The sequence below is a fragment of the Bradyrhizobium sp. I1.14.4 genome, assembly GCF_050435825.1.
Taxonomy (GTDB): Bacteria; Pseudomonadota; Alphaproteobacteria; order Rhizobiales; family Xanthobacteraceae; genus Bradyrhizobium.
In genome coordinates this window covers 84,053-104,883 of the sequence record NZ_JBNDLA010000007.1, presented here as the reverse complement: position 1 = coordinate 104,883, position 20,831 = coordinate 84,053, and the positions used below count along the sequence as shown (strand labels likewise).

At 65.6% G+C, this 20,831-nt stretch carries 15 protein-coding genes; 12 read left to right on the top strand and 3 right to left on the bottom strand.

The window, feature by feature from the left end; all coding sequences use genetic code 11:
* The first annotated feature begins 221 nt into the window (after positions 1-221).
* The 12 genes from ABIB78_RS16620 (at position 222) to ABIB78_RS16565 (ending at position 16,748) form a co-directional block, all read left to right on the top strand.
* Positions 222-884: a response regulator transcription factor gene (locus ABIB78_RS16620; protein ID WP_429026328.1), complete on the top strand. Its 663-nt coding sequence runs from the start codon at positions 222-224 to the stop codon at positions 882-884.
* A gap of 349 nt (positions 885-1,233) precedes the next feature.
* Positions 1,234-2,610 (top strand): ATP-binding protein, encoded by a 1,377-nt coding sequence (locus ABIB78_RS16615; protein ID WP_429026326.1) that lies wholly within the window; start codon positions 1,234-1,236, stop codon positions 2,608-2,610.
* Positions 2,611-2,722: 112 nt separating this feature from the next.
* A complete protein-coding gene (locus ABIB78_RS16610) occupies positions 2,723-4,117 on the top strand; it encodes a hypothetical protein (RefSeq protein WP_429026323.1) in 1,395 nt (464 codons plus the stop codon).
* Between the two features lie 116 nt (positions 4,118-4,233).
* A complete protein-coding gene (locus ABIB78_RS16605; RefSeq protein WP_429026322.1) occupies positions 4,234-5,031 on the top strand; it encodes a hypothetical protein in 798 nt (265 codons plus the stop codon).
* Positions 5,032-5,471: 440 nt separating this feature from the next.
* A complete protein-coding gene (ccmI, locus tag ABIB78_RS16600) occupies positions 5,472-6,599 on the top strand; it encodes a c-type cytochrome biogenesis protein CcmI (RefSeq protein ID WP_429026320.1) in 1,128 nt (375 codons plus the stop codon).
* A 59-nt stretch (positions 6,600-6,658) separates the two neighbouring features.
* Complete coding sequence (ccmE, locus tag ABIB78_RS16595) at positions 6,659-7,156, top strand: cytochrome c maturation protein CcmE (protein WP_429026317.1); 498 nt, start codon at positions 6,659-6,661, stop codon at positions 7,154-7,156.
* A complete protein-coding gene (locus tag ABIB78_RS16590; protein ID WP_429026315.1) occupies positions 7,153-9,135 on the top strand; it encodes a heme lyase CcmF/NrfE family subunit in 1,983 nt (660 codons plus the stop codon). Before ccmE ends, ABIB78_RS16590 begins: the two co-directional genes overlap by 4 nt.
* Positions 9,135-9,641 carry a cytochrome c-type biogenesis protein gene (locus ABIB78_RS16585; RefSeq protein WP_429026314.1) on the top strand — a complete coding sequence of 169 codons (507 nt, stop codon included), beginning with the start codon at positions 9,135-9,137 and terminating at the stop codon, positions 9,639-9,641. Before ABIB78_RS16590 ends, ABIB78_RS16585 begins: the two co-directional genes overlap by 1 nt.
* A gap of 170 nt (positions 9,642-9,811) precedes the next feature.
* Positions 9,812-11,404: a Do family serine endopeptidase gene (locus ABIB78_RS16580; protein WP_429026312.1), complete on the top strand. Its 1,593-nt coding sequence runs from the start codon at positions 9,812-9,814 to the stop codon at positions 11,402-11,404.
* 265 nt (positions 11,405-11,669) lie between these two features.
* The gene (locus tag ABIB78_RS16575) at positions 11,670-12,350 is read left to right on the top strand and encodes a response regulator transcription factor (RefSeq protein ID WP_106319421.1); all 681 of its coding nucleotides are present in this window, start codon (positions 11,670-11,672) and stop codon (positions 12,348-12,350) included.
* Positions 12,334-13,788: an ATP-binding protein gene (locus ABIB78_RS16570; RefSeq protein WP_429026311.1), complete on the top strand. Its 1,455-nt coding sequence runs from the start codon at positions 12,334-12,336 to the stop codon at positions 13,786-13,788. The genes ABIB78_RS16575 and ABIB78_RS16570 overlap by 17 nt, the downstream gene beginning before the upstream one ends.
* A complete protein-coding gene (locus ABIB78_RS16565; RefSeq protein ID WP_429026309.1) occupies positions 13,785-16,748 on the top strand; it encodes a bifunctional [glutamine synthetase] adenylyltransferase/[glutamine synthetase]-adenylyl-L-tyrosine phosphorylase in 2,964 nt (987 codons plus the stop codon). Before ABIB78_RS16570 ends, ABIB78_RS16565 begins: the two co-directional genes overlap by 4 nt.
* A 151-nt stretch (positions 16,749-16,899) precedes the next feature.
* On the opposite strand, the gene ABIB78_RS16560 is transcribed toward ABIB78_RS16565, so the two are convergent.
* Genes ABIB78_RS16560 through fdhF form a run of 3 tightly spaced genes read right to left on the bottom strand, consistent with a single transcriptional unit; the run spans position 16,900 to position 20,820 of the window.
* A complete protein-coding gene (locus tag ABIB78_RS16560) occupies positions 16,900-17,121 on the bottom strand; it encodes a formate dehydrogenase subunit delta (protein WP_038382187.1) in 222 nt (73 codons plus the stop codon).
* Positions 17,105-17,941 (bottom strand): formate dehydrogenase accessory sulfurtransferase FdhD, encoded by an 837-nt coding sequence (fdhD, locus tag ABIB78_RS16555; RefSeq protein WP_429026307.1) that lies wholly within the window; start codon positions 17,939-17,941, stop codon positions 17,105-17,107. Before fdhD ends, ABIB78_RS16560 begins: the two co-directional genes overlap by 17 nt.
* Before the next feature lie 2 nt (positions 17,942-17,943).
* Complete coding sequence (fdhF, locus tag ABIB78_RS16550) at positions 17,944-20,820, bottom strand: formate dehydrogenase subunit alpha (protein WP_429026304.1); 2,877 nt, start codon at positions 20,818-20,820, stop codon at positions 17,944-17,946.
* Between the last annotated feature and the right edge of the window lie 11 nt (positions 20,821-20,831).

Genomic DNA, 20,831 nt, shown 5'->3' with positions numbered 1-20,831 from the left:
GACCTGACACCTGGTAAGCGGTGTCAAATTACCATTAATTGAAACCCGATCTCGCGCGGTCCGCATCTGATCCATGGAACAAGGGGTGCTTGCGCGGGTTCCCGGGATGGTGCGCTGACGAAAAAATTAGCTTTCGCTTGCGGATCCATTCATAGGCCGTTCACGGCCGGAAGGGCTCATTTGATGCCGGACTATCGCAATGCTCACTCTCGGAGGCCAAAGTGCGTCTGCTCGTCGTTGAGGATGACCCGGATCTGAACCGCCAGCTCACCACCGCCCTGACCGACGCCGGCTATGTGGTCGATCGCGCGTTCGACGGCGAGGAGGGGCATTTCCTTGGCGATAGCGAGCCCTACGACGCGGTCGTGCTGGATATCGGCCTGCCGAAGATGGACGGTATCTCGGTGCTCGAGGCCTGGCGGCGGAACAAGCGGGTGATGCCGGTGCTGATTCTCACCGCGCGCGACCGCTGGAGCGACAAGGTTCAAGGGTTCGATGCCGGCGCCGACGATTATGTCGCAAAACCCTTCCATCTGGAGGAGGTGCTGGCGCGGATCCGCGCGTTGCTGCGCCGCGCGAGCGGGCATGCCCAGGTCGAGCTGACTTGCGGGCCGGTGGCGCTGAATACCCGCACCAAGCGGGTCACCGTCAACGGCAACCCGATCAAGCTGACCTCGCACGAATACAATCTGCTCGACTATCTGATGCACCACACCGGGCGGGTGGTCTCGCGCACCGAATTGGTCGAGCATCTCTACGACCAGGACTTCGACCGCGACTCCAATACGATCGAGGTGTTCGTCGGCCGCATCCGCAAGAAGCTGGAAGTCGATATCATCCAGACCGTGCGCGGCCTCGGCTACATGCTGTCGCCGCCGACCTAATTACAGTTGCGGTTCATTCGGTGTCATCGTCCGCCACCGGGTCGCACGAATGCGCGCCCGATGACAGGCTCCGGCGGACGATCCAAGATTCCGGGACGCCGATGTCTTATCGAGGGGCCGCGGCGTACTGGATTCCCCGCTTTCGCGGCGAATGACAATTGTAGTGCTGGAGCGTCTTCACGTGAAGAAAACGCGACCAAACAAGAGGATGCGAGCATATCCTGTTCAATCGGATCATGCTCTTAAGGCGCTTGATCGGCGTGCGGGCATCGGCATGATCCGCGCCGGGAGGACTGGATTCGCCAATGTCTGAATCCCTGATGTCTGTTGCCGCTGACACGATGTTCTGATGGGTGGCAGCTCTCTTGCGACCCGCCTGTTCGTCTCGGCGACCGCCTGGGTGGTGGTGATCCTGGCGATCACGGGCGTCATCCTGTCGTCGGTCTACCGCGACGCGACCGAGCGCGCCTTCGATCGGCGCCTCAATCTCTATCTGCGCACCCTGATTGCGGAAGTGGCGACACCCGACGAGCCGGCAGACCGCCAATTCCAGTCGCTCGGCGAGCCGCTGTTCGACCTGCCGTTGTCGGGCTGGTACTGGCAGATCAACCGCACCGATACCGAAAAGGGCGAGACCCGCGCCTCGCGCTCGCTGTGGGACAAGAAGCTGCCCAAGCTCGAGGAGCATGGCGCCGAGCTGACCGCCGCCGGCGTCCGTCTCGGCTATGTCGACGGGCCCGAAGGCCAGAGCCTCCGCGTGGTGGAGCGGCCGGTCGACCTCGGTGCCGACGGCAAGTTCCTGGTCAGCGTCGCCGGCGATGCCACCGAGATCTTCGATGAGACGCGCAGCTTCGACTACTATCTCGGCGGCACCTTCGCGGCCCTCGGCATCGTGCTGCTGCTGACCACGATTTTCCAGGTGCGCTACGGCCTTGCGCCGCTGAAGCGGATTTCGGATGCGATCGCCGATATCCGCTCGGGGCGCGCCGAGCGGCTGGAGGGCCGCTTTCCGGTCGAGATCGCGCCGCTCGCGCGAGAGACCAATGCGCTGATCGATGCCAACCGGGAGATCGTCGAACGCTCGCGCACCCACGTCGGCAATCTCGCCCATGCGATCAAGACGCCGTTGTCGGTGATCGTGAACGAGGCGGCCGCGCATGCCGCCGATCCCTTCGCCAGCAAGGTGCTGGAGCAGGCCGATTTGATGCGTGACCAGGTCTCGCATCACCTCGAGCGGGCGCGGATCGCCGCCCGCGTCACCATCGTCAGCACCATCACCGACGTCGCTCCTGCGATCGAGGCGCTGCGCCGGACGATGGAGAAGATCCATCGCGATCGCGATCTCTCCATCGAGGCCAAGGCTGATCCGGCGGCGCGGTTTCGCGGCGAGCGGCAGGACCTCGAGGAGATGGTCGGCAATCTCGTCGATAACGCTTGCAAATGGGCGGCCTCGCAGGTGTTCGTCGAGGTCACGCTGATCCCGCAGGAGGCGTCTGGCGCGGGGCCCAGGCTGCGCATTGTGGTCGACGACGATGGGCGCGGTCTGTCAGAGGCCGAGCGCGCCCAGGTGTCGCAGCGCGGCCAGCGGCTCGACGAATCAAAGCCCGGCTCGGGGCTTGGACTATCGATCGTGACCGATCTTGCCGGCCTCTATGGCGGCAATCTCACCCTGAGTGACGCGCCGATCGGCGGCTTGCGGGCCGAACTCATGCTGCCGGCGGTCTAGCGGGCTCGACGCCGACTATTCCTAAACGGCTTCTTAACGCGCCCACCTCTATCATCGCGGGCGGACGGGCTGCGGCGGTTTCGCCGGGCACCAAGCTTTCACGACCGGGCGTATGAGCCAGAAATCGACCGAGCGGCTGAGGGACTATCTCGCGCAGCTTCCGCCGCAATCGCAGGCGCTGCTGATGCGGGAGCTGGAGCGCGCTGTCGAACGCGGCGATGACGTCGGCATCGCCAATCTGGTGCTGGAGCAACTGCGCAAGATCGTGCGAGGGGCCGAGCAGGACGAGCAGATCCAGCCGCGCAGCGACGACCCGGCGCGGCTCCTGTTCCGGCCGCTCGAGCCGTTCCTTGCCGAGACCAATTTCCCGACGCGACCGGGCCAGCTCCGGCGCGCCTCGCTGCTGCCGATCTGGCAGTGGCTGGCCCGCGAGGGTGCGCCCGAGGCGGCCCGCGAATTCGAGGCGGCGCTGGCGGCGGCTTCGGAGAGTGGTCCGATGGAAGTCGCCGCGCGCAAGTTCCAGCTTGCGGCTGCGGAATCCATCCTGAAGATCGCAGGGCCGGCCCAGGACGACCGTCAGCGCGCACTGTCGCGCGTCGGCCCGCCAAGCGTTGTCGAGGACCTGCTGCCGATCGGCCTGGTGCTGCAGGCCCGCGAGGCGCTGGAAACCCTGGGAAGTCGCCTGCCGAGCCAGATCCGCGTGTTTGCCGACTCCCAGATCGCCTCCGCCACGGAGGCGCTCAGGCTGCCGTCGCTGCAGACGCCGCAACTGCTGCCGTTTGCGCTGTCATTGATTGCGCAGCGGCTCGCCGCGCCATGGCAGATCATCCGCCTCGCCATCAAGATGGCCACTTCGGACGATGAGCTGCGGGTCGCTGCAACGCCGTACGGCGTCGCCGTCACCATCGCGCTGCATGACCTGTCGTTCGTCGCAGCCTGCCTGCGCACTGATATCAAGCGCGGGCATTTCGATTATGTCGGCGAGCAGCTCAAGACCCTGCATGATGGTGTCCGTGGCCTGCGCACCGAGCTTGATCTGCGCAACGATTCCACTTGGGGCCGCCAGCTCACGTCGGTCCGTGCCGACACGTCCAACGCGCTGCAGTTCGAGATCGACAGCGTGCCCGGCCGGGTCCGCCGCATCCTCCGCCAGCGCGCCGACAAGGATATTGCGGCGGGTGCCAAGATCGACATGTCCGAGGTCGAGGACGCCGCCGCCCTGATCGATTTCGTCGCGGTGTGCCGCACCTATGCCAGCGAGCTCGCGATCAACGAGGTGACGCTGCGGACCTTCTCCGACCTGCAACATTATGTCGAGCAATCGACCGAGGGGCTGGTGCAGTCGCTGCGCGCCGGCGACGCGCGGGTTCGGGCGTTCCGCCAGCAGCAGGTCAAGGCCGCGATCCGCTTCTGCGAGGTCTTGTTCGGTCACGACTACGCCTCCCTGATGAACCGGGCGGCGGAAAACGCCGTGACCGGCGAGCGCAAGTCGTCGCGCGCGGGGTAGCGATACCGCGCAATTCGCTAGCATTCTCGACGGCAAGAATTACGGTGACAATGCACTCAATCGCCAACGAGAAGCTAAGTGCACTGTCACCGTAATCCCCCATGAGACTTAACTGAATGGACGATCACCCTATTTTTGATGTCTTGGCAAACTGGCCAGGCCGAGTTTCGACGCAGCTTGCGTTTGAAGCGCGCGGCTTCTTGATGCCGGCTGCGTGGCAGAACAGGATGATCGAGTTCTGCGGAGCGAGCCAGTCGGACTTGCTCAATCGCTATTGGGATGAGGTAGCGATAGAGACGATGCGAGCCGTTGGAAAGGTGAATTCGGACAACAGGACATTTCGCATTGAGCCGCGATATCGCTCGGCCTTTTTGGATGAGCTGTTCGCCCGCAAAGATTTTCCTCACCCGGATGTTCCGAATGGACCTCCTGTCAGATGCCTGCTCGAGCATTTCAGGAAGTACTTGCATGATCTGGAGTTTAGAGAGAACGAATTAATCGCCATTAGGAATTGGAGAAAGTGCGAAAGTGAGCGTTTAGAGATCCAGACGACAGGATGGACGGGAAAAAAGAGGGGGGTCATTCCTTTTGTCGACCATTTCTGCACCGCGCTCGCATTCAAGCGTCGCCGGAACCGTTGGCAAAAGAAGCTGGGTTGCGGTCTCATCTTCGAGGTTGGACTGGATCTTGGGGGCGATCCCAAGCGTCTAGGGCACCCGTTGGTATTCCGGATATTCCACGAGGGCGATCCAGGTTGTGCTTTTGAAATGAGAGGTAACGATCCGTTTGATCGGCTCGTTTACGGGAGTCGATTGTACGGTGGCGGCGGGGATGCCAGCGACCATGTTCTCGGAATCCGAGCTTACATTGAACTGTTTGATGTTGTTGCTGCGTCATTTGAGACTATCCGATAACAGGCGAGCGCAGGATTGCGGTGACAGTGCATTCAATTGCAACGTCGCACCCTGACGAGAAGCACTGCCGGACAATCTAGGTCAAGCGTAAGTCCTGAGCGTTTTCGACGGCAAGCCGACGAGCCCGCCAAGTCGGGACGGCAAGCATTTGCGCAATTTCGGAATAATGGAAGTTTGGCGTGAGTTGCCCGACGTGTCAAGTCGTCATTTTGGTGACGGCGGCCCCCTGCTACTGTGCATGGGGTTGTTTTCGATATTTTGGTGGTGCGCACCCTTCGCCGGGTAACGCCGTTGCAACACCGCCGGAACGGCACCGGAAACCGGCTGATTTCGACCTTCGGTCGATCCAGCAATTGTCAATTGCCGGGCTCGCCGCCGGTAGTGTAAAGCGATTCTAAGGCGGCTTGCCGGAAGCCGCCGTTCCATCCGGGAACCGCTTGATGACGCTGTGGTTTGTGTTCGCGCTGATGACGGTCGCGGCGATCTTTGCCGTGCTGTGGCCGCTCAGCCGCCGCGGGCGGGCGGACAGCGGCGGCAGCGAGGTCGTGGTCTACCGGGACCAGCTCGCAGAAATCGACCGCGACATGGCCGCCGGGATCATCGGCGCCGCCGAGGCCGATGCCGCGCGGATCGAGATCAGCCGCCGGCTGCTCGCCGCCGCCGACCAGAGCGGACGCGACACCCCGGTGCAAAGCAGTCTCAATCTGCGGCGCGCTGCCGCGATCGTGGCGCTGGTCGGATTGCCGGTCATTGCTTCGGGCTTCTATCTCGCGCTCGGCTCGCCGCGCCTTGGCGACTTTCCGCTCGCCGAGCGCAGCCGGGTGGCCGATGCCAACCAGCCGCTCGCCAATCTGGTCGCGCAGGTCGAGGCCCATCTGGAAAAGAACCCGACCGACGGCCGCGGCTGGACGGTGCTGGCGCCGGTGCTGTCGCGCCTCGGCCGCTACGACGACGCCGTCCGCGCCTATCGCAACGCCATCACTTATGCCGGCGACAGCGCCGATCGCCGCGCCGATCTCGGCGAGGCGTTGATGGGGAGCGCCGGCGGCGTCGTCACCGCGGACGCCAAGGCGGAATTCGAGCGCTCGGTCGCGCTGAATGGCGACGACGCCAAGGCGAACTATTTCCTCGGTCTCGCCGCCGAGCAGGACGGTCGTAAGGCTGACGCCGCGGCGCTCTGGCAGAAGATGCTGGCGAAGGCGCCATTCGACGCGCCGTGGCGGCCGCTGGTGCAGGCTGCGCTGGTGCGGGTCGGCGGCGGCGTCAGCTCGCCCGGCGGCGCCAGCGCACCCGCGCTGCCGGACGGTGCGGTGGCTGCGGCCAAGGACATGAGCGAGGCCGATCGCGGCACCATGATCCACAGCATGGTCGAGCGGCTGGCAACGCGGCTGAAGACCAACGGCGACGATGTCGAGGGCTGGCTGCGGCTGGTGCGCGCCTATCTCGTGATGGGGGAGCGCGACAAGGCGATGAGCGCGCTTGCGGATGCCCGTCAGGCGGTGGCCAACAATGCGGATCGGTTGCGTCAGCTCAATGAGGGGCTGAAGAATCTCGGGCTGGATGGATAGATCATGACGCCGAAACGTGCGCAGCTATTTTCGGAGAACGTCATGCGCAAGGATGCACCATGACCAGGAAGCAACGGCGTTTGACATTGATCGGCTGCGCGCTCGTCGTGCTCGCGATCGCCGCGGGCCTGGTGCTCAACGCGCTGCGCGATTCCATCGTGTTCTTCTCGACGCCGTCGATGGTCGCCGAAAAGCACCTCGGACCGGGCAAGCGTTTCCGCCTCGGCGGCCTGGTTGAACAAGGCTCGCTCAAGCGCGGCGACAATCTCGCCGTGACTTTCACCGTCGGCGACGGCGGCGCGACGCTGCCGGTCGCCTACAAGGGCATCCTGCCGGACCTGTTCCGCGAGGGGCAGGGTGTCGTTGCCGAAGGCGCGCTCGACGCAAACGGCGTGTTCCGCGCCGACACCGTGCTCGCCAAGCATGACGAGACCTACATGCCGAAGGACGTCGCCGACGCCCTGAAGAAGCAGGGCCACTGGAAGGACGATTACGGCGCCAAATCAAGCAATATGCCGAGCGCCTCCGCGGCGCCGACCCAGGGAGCGATGCGGTGATCGCCGAAAGCGGACATTACGCCCTGGTGCTCGCGCTCGCCCTCGCGCTGATCCAGTCGATCGTGCCGATCGTCGGCGCGCGCTGGCGCGATGCCGCGCTGATGAACGTCGCGCGCTCGACCGCGCTCGCCCAGTTGCTGTTCGTCGCGGCGTCGTTCGCGGCGCTGGTGACGCTGCACGTCAGCTCGGATTTCTCGGTCGCCAATGTCTACGAGAATTCGCATTCGCTGAAGCCGCTGCTCTACAAGGTCACCGGCGTGTGGGGAAACCATGAAGGATCGATGCTGCTATGGGTGTCGATCCTTGCGCTGTTCGGCGGCCTCGTCGCAGCCTTCGGCAACAATCTGCCGCTGTCGCTGCGCGCGCATGTGTTGGCGGTGCAGGCCTGGGTCGCCAGCGCCTTCTATCTGTTCATCCTGATCACCTCGAACCCGTTCCTGCGCATCGCCAATCCGCCGCTCGAGGGACGCGACCTCAATCCGGTGCTGCAGGACATCGGCCTCGCGGTGCATCCGCCGATGCTTTATCTCGGCTATGTTGGCTTCTCGATCTCGTTCTCGTTCGCCGTGGCGGCGCTGCTGGAGGGGCGGATCGACGCCGCCTGGGCGCGCTGGGTACGGCCGTGGACGCTGATGGCGTGGATCTTCCTGACGCTCGGCATCGCGATGGGCTCCTACTGGGCCTATTACGAGCTCGGCTGGGGCGGCTGGTGGTTCTGGGATCCGGTCGAGAACGCCTCGCTGATGCCCTGGCTTGCCGGCACCGCGCTGCTGCATTCGGCGCTGGTGATGGAGAAGCGCAACGCGCTCAAGGTCTGGACCGTCCTGCTGTCGATCCTGACCTTCTCACTGTCGCTGCTCGGCACGTTCCTGGTGCGCTCCGGCGTGCTGACGTCGGTTCACGCATTTGCGACCGATCCGACGCGGGGTGTGTTCATCCTGCTGATCCTGTTCGTCTTCATCGGCGGCAGCCTGTCGCTTTATGCCTGGCGCGCCCCGGCGCTGAAGCAGGGCGGGCTGTTCGCGCCGATCTCGCGCGAAGGGGCGCTGGTGCTCAACAATCTGCTGCTCACCACCGCATGCGCGACGGTATTCATCGGCACGCTGTATCCGCTGGCGCTCGAGGTGCTGACCGGCGAAAAGATCTCGGTCGGCGCGCCGTTCTTCAATTTCACTTTCGCACCGCTGTTCGTGCCGCTGTTGCTCGCGGTGCCGTTCGGGCCGCTGTTGGCCTGGAAACGCGGCGACCTGCTCGGCGCGGCGCAGCGGCTGATGGTGGCCGGCATCGCCGCGCTGGTTGCGATCGCGGTCGCGTTTGCGTGGACCTATGGCGGTGCGACGCTGGCGCCGCTCGCGATCGCGCTTGCGGTGTTCGTCATCGCGGGCGCGCTGTGCGATCTCGCCGAACGCATCGCGCTGTTCCGGATTCCGCTGTCGCTCTCGTTGCGCCGCGCACGCGGCCTGCCGCGCGCGACCTGGGGCACGGTCTTCGCGCATGCCGGTCTCGGCGTCGCACTGATCGGGATCGTCTGCGAGACTACCTGGAACAGCGAATATATCGGCTCCATGAAGCCGGACGACGTCGCCCGCGTCGCCGGCTACGAGCTGCGGCTCGACGGCCTGAACCCGCGGCAGGGGCCGAATTTCCGCGAGATGGTCGCGCAATTCACCGTGACGCGTGACGGCGAGAAGGTCAGCGTGATGACGCCGTCGAAGCGCAACTTCACGACCCGCGGCGCCTCGACGACGGAGGCCGCGCTGCTCACGCGCGGCGCGAGCCAGCTCTACATCTCGCTCGGCGATACCTCGGCCGACGGCGCGATCGCGGTGCGCATTTATCACAAGCCGCTGGTGCTGATGATCTGGTGGGGGCCGGTGCTGATGGCGTTCGGCGGCATGCTCTCGCTGTCCGACCGCCGGTTGCGGGTCGGCGCGCCGAAACCGGCGAAAGCGTCGCGCGCCTTGCAGGCGGCCGAGTGATGCGGTCGCGCGCTCTTGCAGCCGCCGTGCTTGCGGCGACCCTGTTGCTCGGCGCGATGCCGGCCCGCGCCGTGCTGCCCGACGAGATCATGGCGGATCCGGCCAAGGAGGCGAGGGCGCGCGAGCTCTCCAAGGAACTGCGCTGCATGGTCTGCCAGAATCAGTCGATCGACGATTCCGAAGCGCCGCTGGCGCGTGACCTCCGCCTGCTGGTGCGTGAACGCATCTCGGCCGGCGACAGCAACCGGCAGGTTATCGATTTCCTGGTGGCCCGCTATGGCGAATTCGTGCTGCTGAAGCCGCGCCTCAACGAGCATACGCTGGTGCTGTGGCTGACCCCGCCGCTGGCGCTCCTGCTGGGCGGTTTTGCGCTCTGGCGGCTCGGCCGGCGCAAGGCAAATCTGGCGGTCGCCGGAGGTGATTCCTCGTCCGGATTGACCTCCGACGAAGAGGCGCGCCTGGAACGGCTGCTGGCGGCGGAATCCGCGCCGGACAAGCAGGTTTAGTTCCTTTCTAAGTCCTTTATTTGCCTGCGCTATTCTGCCGCAGCACCGGTCGGCTCAATTACCAAAGTTTAATTCCGCAGCCAGCGCGCTGTAAGGCTGATGACCCCATGTTCAGACCCATCAGGTGCTTGCCCCCGCACCAGTGATTCTGGCCCTGGAGATTTCAACACATGACCGACCGTCCCGACCTCTCATCCCTTCCGTCCTACAAGGCGCCGAAGCGCTCGCTGTTCTCTGCCCGCAAACTCGCGCTGATGGCCTCGGTCGTGGCCGGCCTCGGTGCCGCCACCTATGGCTTCAGCCCCTCGCACAACCCGGCCGACCTGTTCACGACACCTGCCCATGCGCAGGTCAATAACGAGGTCAAGAAGGTTCAGCAGCCGGTCGGGTTTGCCGACATCGTCGAGCGCGTGAAGCCGTCGGTGATCTCGGTCAAGGTCAACATTCGCGAGAAGGTCGCGAAGGATGACGGCAATGGCAACAATGACGATTCGCCGTTCCAGCCGGGTTCGCCGATGGAGCGCTTCTTCCGCCGCTTTGGTGGTCCGGACGGCTTGCCCCCGGGTCTGCGCGGTGGACCGCGGGGCGGTGGCGTGGTGACGGGCCAGGGCTCCGGCTTCTTCATCTCCGCTGACGGCTTTGCCGTGACCAACAATCACGTCGTCGACGGCGCCGACAAGGTCGAAGTCACGACCGATGACGGCAAGACCTATTCCGCCAAGGTGATCGGCACCGATCCGCGCACCGATCTCGCGCTGATCAAGGTCGAGGGCGGCTCGAACTTCCAGTTTGCCAAGCTCTCCGACACCAAGCCGCGCATCGGCGACTGGGTGCTGGCGGTCGGCAATCCCTTCGGTCTCGGTGGCACCGTGACCGCGGGCATCGTCTCCGCCTCCGGCCGCGACATCGGCAACGGCCCGTATGACGATTTCATCCAGATCGATGCGCCCGTGAACAAGGGCAATTCGGGTGGCCCGGCGTTCGACGTGTCCGGCGAGGTGATGGGCGTCAACACCGCGATCTACTCGCCGTCCGGCGGCAGCGTCGGCATTGCGTTCTCGATCCCGGCCCAGACCGTCAAGAGCGTGGTTGCCCAGCTGAAGGACAAGGGCGCGGTCAGCCGCGGCTGGATCGGCGTCCAGATCCAGCCGGTGACCTCCGACATCGCCGACAGCCTCGGCATGAAGAAGGCCGAAGGCGCGCTGGTTGCCGAACCGCAGGCCAACGGCCCGGCGGCGAAGGCCGGCATCGAGTCCGGTGACGTCATCACCGCCGTCAATGGCGAGCCGGTGAAGGACGCGCGCGAGCTCGCCCGCACCATCGGCGGCCTCGCGCCCGGCAATGCCGTGAAGCTGAACGTGCTACACAAGGGCCAGGACAAGACCGTCAACCTCACGCTCGGCCAGTTGCCGAACAGCCTGGAAGCCAAGGCTGACACCGACAACAACAGCGACAAGGGCAACTCGTCCCGCGGCACCGATGTGCCGAAGCTGGGCCTCACTGTGGCGCCCGCCAACAGCGTGGCCGGCGCCGGCAAGGAAGGCGTGGTCGTGACCGAAGTCGATCCCAAGAGTGCTGCCGCTGAGCGGGGCTTCAAGGAAGGCGACGTGATCCTTGAGGTCGCCGGCAAGTCCGTCGGCACCGCCGGTGAGGTGCGTGATGCGATCACCGCGGCGCGCAGTGACAGCAAGAACAGCGTTCTCATGCGCGTGAAGAGCGGCGGTTCGTCGCGCTTTGTGGCAGTGCCGCTGGCCAAGGGATAACTATCTATGAGTTGGAAAGCGTCGCCGGCATTAGTCGCCCCCGCCGACGGCGCTTTCCGGGGGGCGGGCCCCTTGCTCGCTCCCTATGTTGCCTTTCGATGGAATATGCCCCCCTCCGTCGGAAGGTCTCAGGGCGGTGAGGTCCCCCAGCCTCACCGCCCACTTTTTTCAGACAATCTGGAATACTCGCGGTCGTCTTGCATGTGCAGGCCGGCCGCGCCATGCTGACAGAGGGCCCATTCCCGTGACTGCAACTGCTCCGCAAATGCGCATCCTGATCATCGAAGACGACCGCGAGTCAGCCGACTATCTGGTCAAGGCGTTCCGTGAAGTCGGCTATATCGCCGATCTCGCCTCCGATGGTGAGGAAGGCCTGTCGATGGCCGAGACCGGCGACTACGACGTACTGGTTGTCGACCGCATGCTGCCGAAGCGTGACGGCCTGTCGCTGATCGGCATTCTGCGCGACAAGGGCAACCGGACGCCGGTGCTGATTCTCTCGGCGCTTGGCCAGGTCGACGACCGGATCAAGGGTCTGCGCGCCGGCGGCGACGACTATCTGCCAAAACCCTATTCCTTCGCCGAGCTGCTCGCGCGCGTCGAGGTGCTGTCGCGGCGCAATGTCGGGCCGGCCGAGGAGACCACCTATAAGGTCGGCGACCTCGAGCTCGATCGGCTGTCGCACCGCGTCGCCCGCGGCAAGGATGAGCTGACCTTGCAGCCGCGCGAGTTCCGCCTGCTCGAATATCTGATGAAGCATGCAGGCCAGGTAGTGACGCGCACCATGCTGCTCGAGAACGTCTGGGATTATCATTTCGATCCGCAGACCAACGTCATCGACGTCCACATCTCGCGGCTGCGTTCCAAGATCGACAAGGGTTTTGAGCGGCCGCTGCTGCATACCATCCGCGGCGCGGGGTACATGATCCGTGACGGCATTCGGTAAACTGATACGGACCACGGCGTTTCGGCTGACGCTGGTCTACCTGTTCCTGTTCGCGCTGTTCGCCGCCTCGTTGCTGGCTTATTTCGCCTGGAACACGCGGCGGCTGATCACCGAGCAGATCACCACGACGGTCAATGTCGAGATCGGCGAGATCACCGCCATCTATAACCGTCGCGGCCTGCACGGCCTGCTGACCACCATGGGCAATCGTGCGCTGCGGCCGGGCGCCAACCTCTATCTCTTGACGGCGCCGAACGGGCAGGCGCTGGCCGGCAATGTCGGCTCGCTGGCGCCTGGCGTGATGAGCGTGCAGGGCTGGAGCGAGACCGCCTATCGCCGGTTCGACGACCAGGACAAGACAGATCACCGCGCTCTGGTGCGGGTCACCGAGATGGACAACGGTTTCCGCCTGCTGGTCGGGCGCGACCTCGAGGAGCGGCGGCGGCTGTTCGGCATCGTCGCCAAGGCCGCGCAATGGTCGATCCTCGTCGTCGTCGTGCTCGGCATCGGCGGCGGCATCTTCGTCGCGCGCCGCGTGCTGCACCGGATCGACGCCATGACCGGCACCACCAAACGCATCATGGCGGGCGATTTGTCCGGCCGGCTGCCGGTCGGCCGCAGCGGCGACGAGCTCGACCGTCTCGCGGAAAATCTCAACGCCATGCTGGAGCGCATCGAGGCGCTGATGACGGGACTGAAGGAGGTCTCCGACAACATCGCCCACGACCTCAAGACGCCGCTGACGCGGCTGCGCAACCGCGCCGAGGAGGCGTTGGCGCGATCGGGCTCCGAGGCCGACTATCGCGCGGCGCTGGAGCGGACGATCGAGGAATCCGACGGCTTGATCCGCACCTTCAACGCGCTGCTGATGATCGCGCGTGCCGAGTCCGGCCAGGCGCGCGGCAACATGGACGATTTCGACGGCGCCGACGTCGCCTATGGCATTCACGAACTGTACGAGCCGCTGGCCGAGGACGACGGCATGACGCTGCAGGTGAAGACCGCGCCGGCGCCGATTCACGGCAACCGCGAATTGATCAGCCAGGCGGTCGCCAACCTGGTCGAGAACGCCATCAAATACGGCAAGCCCGACACGGGCGTGGAGCCGATGAAGGCCGATGCGCGGGAGATCGTGATCGAGGCGCGGCGAGAGGGCGACCAGATCCTGCTCAGCGTCACCGACCACGGCCCGGGCATCCCCGAGGGTGACCGCAAGCACGCGGTGGAGCGCTTCGTGCGGCTCGAGGCGAGCCGCACCTTGCCCGGTTCCGGTCTCGGCCTCAGCCTGGCCTCGGCGGTTGCCACGCTCCATGGCGGCGAGCTGCGGCTCGGCGATGCCCATCCGGGGCTGGTGGCCACCCTGGTGCTGCCGGCGCGGGCGGGCGGCAGTGACAGGCTTGCGGCTCAAACGCAGGATGTGCCACAGAAGGCGGCATGAATGCCGCCGCGCCGGGAAACGCGGATCGACATCGTCTGGCCGCGCGGTTCGCGGACGGACCGCATGTCGCCGTTTCCGTATCCGCCGATCAGCGCCTGACCGACTGGTTCGCCGAGCTCGAGCCGGCGCAATCGGCCGCGCTTGCGGCGCTGCTGGAGCATCCGTTCGCACGGGATATCCTGCGCGGCATCGCCGAGTTCTCGCCGTATCTGTTTGAGCTCGCGCGTGCCGACGCCGCGCGGCTGATCCGGATCCTGTCATGCGACCCGGAGTCGCATCTTGCCGATTTGATCGAGACGACCTCGCGCGACGTGCTCGCGGCCGGCAGCGAGGCCGACGTGATGGTTCTGCTTCGCCGCATGAAGGCGGAGGCCGCGCTGATGGTCGCGCTGTGCGACATCGGCGGCGTCTGGCCGGTGATGCGGGTGACGGCGGCGCTGACCGACATTGCGGTGACCTCGGTGCAATCGGCGCTCCGATACCTGTTCCGGCAGGAAGTCGCCCGCGGCCGCATGACTGCCGTCGATCCCGAGCATCCGGAAGTGGGTTCGGGCCTGATCGTGCTTGCCATGGGCAAGATGGGCGCGGGCGAGCTGAACTATTCCAGTGATATCGACCTGATCGTGTTCTTCGATCCCGCGGCCACCTCGCTCGCCGAGGATATCGAGCCGCAGCCGTTCTTCGTCCGCGTCACCCAGGCGATGGCGCGGATGCTGCAGCAGCGCTCGGGCGAGGGCTATGTGTTCCGGGTCGATCTCCGGCTGCGCCCGGACCCGGCCTCGACCCAGGTCGCGATCTCGACCGAGGCAGCGTTGCATTACTACGAGCGCGAGGGACGCACCTGGGAGCGTGCCGCGATGATCAAGGCGCGGCCCTGCGCCGGCGACCCCAAAGCCGGCGATGCGTTGATCGCCGAGCTCGCACCGTTCGTCTGGCGCAAGCATCTGGATTTTGCCGCGCTTGCCGACGTGCACGACATGAAGCGGCAGATGCAGACCTATCGCGGCCAGAGCGAGATCTCGGTCGAAGGGCACAACGTCAAGGTCGGCCGCGGCGGCATCCGCGAGATCGAGTTCTTCGCCCAGACCCAGCAGCTGATCGCCGGCGGCCGCCATCCGGAGTTGCGGGTGCGGCCCACGCTGGAGGCGCTCAACGTGCTCTCCAACAGCAACTGGATCACCTTTGAAGCGCGCGACCAGTTGACCACGGCTTACGAATTCCTGCGCCGGGTCGAGCATCGGCTGCAGATGATCGCCGACGAGCAGACCCACTCGCTGCCCGAGGAGCCGGAAGCGGTCGAACGCTTCGCGCATTTCTTCGGCTACGAGAATCGCGAGGCCTTCGCCAAGGATCTGCTCGGCCAGCTCAAGATCGTGCAGAACCATTACGGCAAGCTGTTCGAGGGCGACGATCCGACCGGGAGCGCGAAGCTGCCGGATATCGACTATGGTGCCGGGCCCGAAGACGGTCGCCTGATCGAGCATCTCGCCAATCTCGGCTTCAAGAAGCCCATCGCGATTGCCGGTACCGTGCAGCAGTGGATCGAGGGCGACTATCGCGCGCTGCGCGTCGAGGCGACGCGGGCTGCGTTCCTCGAGTTCATTCCCGGTCTGATCGACGGCCTCGCGCATGCCGAGGAGCCGGACGATGCAGTGGCGGCATTCGATCGCTTCCTGAGCGCGCTGCAGCGGGGCGGGCGGCTGATCTCGCTGCTCAGCCAGAACCGCGATTTCGTTGCGCTGGTGGCCTTGATTCTCGGTGCTGCACCGCGGCTCGGCGACATGCTGGCGCGGCAGCCGCAGATCATGGACGGCCTGGTCGATCCGCGCTTCTTCGGCGCGATGCCGGACAAGAAGGAGCTTTCCGAGCGGCTCGCCACCACGCTGCAGGATGCAGCGTCTTACGAGGACTTTCTCGATCGTCTGAGGCTGTTCGGCCAGGAGAGCCTGTTCCTGATCGGCACGCGGATCCTGTCCGGCACGGTGTCGGCGCAGCACGCCAGCACGGCCTTTGCCGATGTCGCGGAGGGTATCGTGCACACGGTGCACGGCCTTGTCACCGACCAGTTCGCCGCGCAATACGGCCGGATCAACGGGCAGGAGACCGCGATCGTCGCGATGGGCCGGCTCGGCAGCCGCGAGATGACGGCGTCCTCCGATCTCGATCTGATCCTGCTGTACGATTTCGACAGCGAGGCGCCGGACTCCGACGGCGAGCGCTCGTTGCACGGCGCGCAGTACTTTGCCCGCTTCACCCAGCGCCTGATCAGCGCCTTCACGACCCGGACCAATTACGGCGTGCTCTACGAGGTCGACATGCGGCTGCGTCCCTCGGGGCGCGCGGGCCCGGTCGCCTCACGGATCGACGCCTTCGCCGACTACCAGGAGCGCGAGGCGTGGACCTGGGAGCACATGGCGCTGACACGCGCGCGCGTGATTTCGTCGTCACCGCAGTTCCGCGAGCAGATCGAGGCGATCATCCGCGGCGTGCTGACCCGGCCGCGCGATGCGGCGTCGACCGCGGCCGACGTTGCCGACATGCGGCGTGCGATCGCGCTGGAGAAGGGCGAGGACGATGTCTGGGACCTCAAGCTCGCCGCCGGCGGGCTCGTGGACATCGATTTCATCGCGCAGTATCTCCAGCTTGCGCATGCAACAGTGAAGCCCGAGATTCTCAGCGTCTCGACGCTGCAGGTGCTCGACAATGCCGCCAAGCTCGGCCTGCTCGACCAGTCCGAAGCCGAGATCCTGCGCTCGGCGGCGCGGCTCTATCATGACCTGACGCAGATCCTGCGGCTCTGCGTCACCGGCAAGTTCAATCCGGAGACCGCGGGCGAGGATCTGCGGCGCGTGATGGCGCGGGCCGGGGATGCGCCGGATTTCTCCGCCCTGGAAGCCCGACTGCGCGAGACGCAGAGCGAAGTGCGACGCGTCTTCAATGCGATCGTGGGCGGAGGGTAGCCCACGATGCCGACCCGTCATGCTGAGGTGCGAGCTCTTGCGAGCCTCGAAGGATGCACGGCCGCAGTCGGGCCGTCGACCCTTCGAGACGGCCGCTTTGCGGCCTCCTCAGGGTGACGGTGATAGAAAGCTTCGCGTGGTTGTTAGCCGCTTACGCCTGCTGCTTCAGCTTTTGCAAGGCGTCGCGGACGTCGGGGTCGAGGCCGGCGCCGCCGGCGTCGAGATGGGCGAAGATCTGCTTGCGCATCCGCGGGTCCCAGAACTTCCAGATGTGTTCGGAAATGCCCTGCACGGCGCGGTCGCGCCCCTGGCTCTGGAAGAATTTTCCGATCTGGTTCGCCATATAGACCAGTTTGTCAGGCGACGACGACATAAGCGGACTCCTTGCCGGGCACCGCGCCTGCGACGCGTTCCGGATGCGTAAAGATTTCAAATCCATCCGCGCGGGCGATCGCGGCAAGCGTGATGCCGGCGGCATCTGCCACCCGCACGGCAAGCGCGGTCGGCGCCGACACCGCCACGATCAGCGGCGCGCCGATCGCGGCGGTCTTCTGCACCATTTCGACCGAGACGCGGCTGGTCAGCAGCACCATGCCTTTACTGGCGTCGACTTTGTCGCGGGCCAGCGCGCCGGCGAGCTTGTCGAGCGCATTGTGGCGGCCGACATCCTCGCGCAGCGCAAGGATGCCGCGCGTTGGCGTCCAAAACGCGGCGGCGTGCACGGCGCGGGTCTGGTGGTTGATCTTCTGCAGCGGCGCGACCGCCGCCACCGCGGTCATGATCTCGCGGGGCGCGAAGACGCGGCCCGCGGACACCACCGCGGCCGGCCGAACCGCCTCGCTGATGGAATCGAGTCCGCAGAGACCGCAGCCGGTCGGGCCGGCGATGTTGCGCCGCCGCTCGGCGATCCGCTCGGCCCTGTCGGGCTTGAGCCACATCCGAAGCTCGATGCCGTCGTCGAGCTCGACGATGTCGAGGGTCTCGATCTCGTCCGCCCATTGCACGATGCCTTCGCTCAGGCTGAACCCGATCGCGAAGTCGCCGAGATCCTCGGGCGAACCCATCATCACGGCGTAGGTGCCGCCGTTATAGGTCAGCGCGAGCGGCGTCTCCTCGGGGATCAGGCGCGCGCCATCGCTGAAGAGGCCGTCGCGCCAGACCTTCCGGATCGCCTTGTGGACGGGTTCGCGCATCGCTACTCCGCCGCTTCCACGACCGGCGCGATGCGGCGGGAGTGGCGCGCCTGTTCGTCGTAAGCCTTCTGCCAGTCGGACGGACCGTTCGACGGCGAGATCTGCACGGCGGTGACCTTGTACTCCGGACAGTTGGTCGCCCAGTCGGAGAAGTCGGTCGTGATGACGTTGGCCTGGGTATCCGGGTGGTGGAACGTGGTGTAGACCACGCCCGGCGCCACGCGGTCGGTAATTTCGGCGCGCAGCGTCGTCTCGCCGGCGCGGCTCGCCAGCCGCACCCAGTCGCCGTCGCGCACGCCGCGCTGCTCGGCGTCGTGCGGATGGATCTCCAGCCGATCCTCGGCGTGCCACACCACGTTCTCGGTGCGACGGGTCTGCGCACCGACATTGTACTGGCTGAGGATGCGGCCGGTGGTGAGCAGCAGCGGAAAGCGCGGACCGGTTCGCTCGTCGGTCGCGATATATTCGGTGACGATGAACTTGCCCTTGCCGCGCACGAAGCCGCCGATATGCATCACCGGCGTGCCCTCCGGCGCCTTCTCGTTGCAGGGCCACTGCACCGAGCCGAGTTCGTCGAGCTTGGCATAGGAGACGCCGGCGAAGGTCGGCGTCAGCGCGGCGATCTCGTCCATGATCTCGGACGGATGGGTGTAGTTCATCTCGAAGCCCATTGCCTTGGCGAGCAGGATCGTCACTTCCCAGTCGGCATAGCCGTTGAGCGGCGTCATCACCTTGCGGACGCGCTGGATGCGGCGTTCGGCATTGGTGAATGTGCCGTCTTTCTCGAGGAAGGTCGAGCCGGGCAGGAACACGTGAGCGTAGTTCGCGGTCTCGTTCAGGAACAGGTCGTGGACGATGACGCATTCCATCGCCGACAGCGCCGCCACGACGTGCTTGGTGTTCGGATCGGACTGCAGGATATCCTCGCCCTGCACGTAGAGCCCCATGAAGCTGCCCTCGATCGCGGCGTCGAACATGTTCGGGATGCGCAGGCCCGGTTCGTTGTTGAGCTTGACGTTCCACATCGCCTCGAACTGCTCGCGCACCGCATCGCCGGAGATGTGGCGGTAGCCCGGCAGTTCGTGCGGGAACGAGCCCATGTCGCAGGAGCCCTGCACGTTGTTCTGGCCGCGCAGCGGGTTCACGCCGACGCCGGGCCGGCCGATATTGCCGGTCGCCATCGCGAGGTTGGCGATCGCGATCACGGTGGTCGAGCCTTGGCTGTGCTCGGTGACGCCGAGCCCGTAATAGATCGCGCCGTTGCCGCCGGCGGCATAGACCCGCGCGGCCTCGCGCAGATCCTTCGGATCGACGCCTGTCATGATCGCGGTCGCTTCAGGGCTGTGCTTCTCCTGGGCGACGAAGGCGGCCCAGTCCTCGAACTCGCTCCAGTCGCAGCGCTCACGCACGAAGGCCTCGTCGGCGAGCCCTTCGGTGACGATGACATGGGCGAGCGCGGTGAGCACCGCGACGTTGGTGCCGGGCATCAGCGGCAGATGCAGCGCCTTCACATGCGGCGATTCCACCATTTCGGTGCGGCGCGGGTCGATCACGATCAGCTTGGCGCCCTGACGCAGCCGCTTCTTCAGCCGCGAGGCGAACACCGGATGAGCCGAGGCCGGATTGGCGCCGATGATCATCACGACGTCGGTGTCTTCCACCGAATCGAAATCCTGCGTGCCGGCCGAGGTTCCGTAGGTCTGCGAGAGGCCGTAGCCGGTCGGCGAATGGCAGACGCGGGCGCAGGTGTCGACATTGTTGTTGCCGAAGCCGGCGCGGATCAGCTTCTGCACCAGATAGGTCTCTTCATTGGTGCAGCGCGAGGAGGTGATGCCGCCGACCGCGTCGCGGCCGTATTTCTGCTGGATGCCCTTGAACTTCGCCGCGGCGAAATTCAGCGCCTCGTCCCACGACACTTCCTGCCAGGGATCCTCGATCCGCTCGCGGATCATCGGCTTCAGGATGCGCTCCTTGTGGGTGGTGTAGCCCCAGGCGAAGCGGCCCTTGACGCAGGAATGGCCGCGATTGGCCTTGCCGTCCTTCCACGGCACCATGCGCACCACTTCCTCGCCGCGCATCTCGGCCTTGAAGGAGCAGCCGACGCCGCAATAGGCGCAGGTGGTGACGACCGAATGCTCGGGCTGGCCGATCTCGATCACGGATTTTTCGGTCAGCGTCGCGGTCGGGCAGGCCTGCACGCAGGCGCCGCAGGAGACGCATTCGGAGCCGAGGAAGCTCTCGCTCATGCCGGGCGACACCCGGCTGTCGAATCCGCGGCCGGAAATCGTCAGCGCGAAGGTGCCTTGCACCTCCTCGCAGGCGCGGACGCAGCGTGAGCAGACGATGCACTTCGAGGGATCGTAGGTGAAGTAGGGATTGGACTCGTCCTTCGGCATCCAGGCGGCATTGGCCTCGCCGTTGGATTTCGCGAAGACGTGATTGTCGCCCTCGTAGCCGTAGCGCACGTCGCGCAGGCCGACCGCGCCTGCCATGTCCTGCAATTCGCAGTCGCCGTTCGCGGCACAGGTCAGGCAATCCAGCGGATGGTCGGAGATGTAGAGCTCCATCACGCCCTTGCGCAGCTTCTTCAGCCGCTCGCTCTGGGTATGCACGACGAGGCCGGGCATCACAGGCGTGGTGCAGGAGGCCGGCGTGCCGGCGCGGCCCTCGATCTCGACGAGGCAGAGCCGGCAGGAGCCGAAGGCGTCGACCATGTCGGTCGCGCAGAGTTTTGGAATCTGGGTGCCGGCTTCCATCGCCGCGCGCATGATCGAGGTGCCCTCGGGCACCGTGATCTGATTGCCGTCGATAGTCAGCGTGACCATCGTCTCGGATTTGGACTTGGGCGTGCCGAAATCGGTTTCCTGGATCAGCGACATCGTGATCTCCT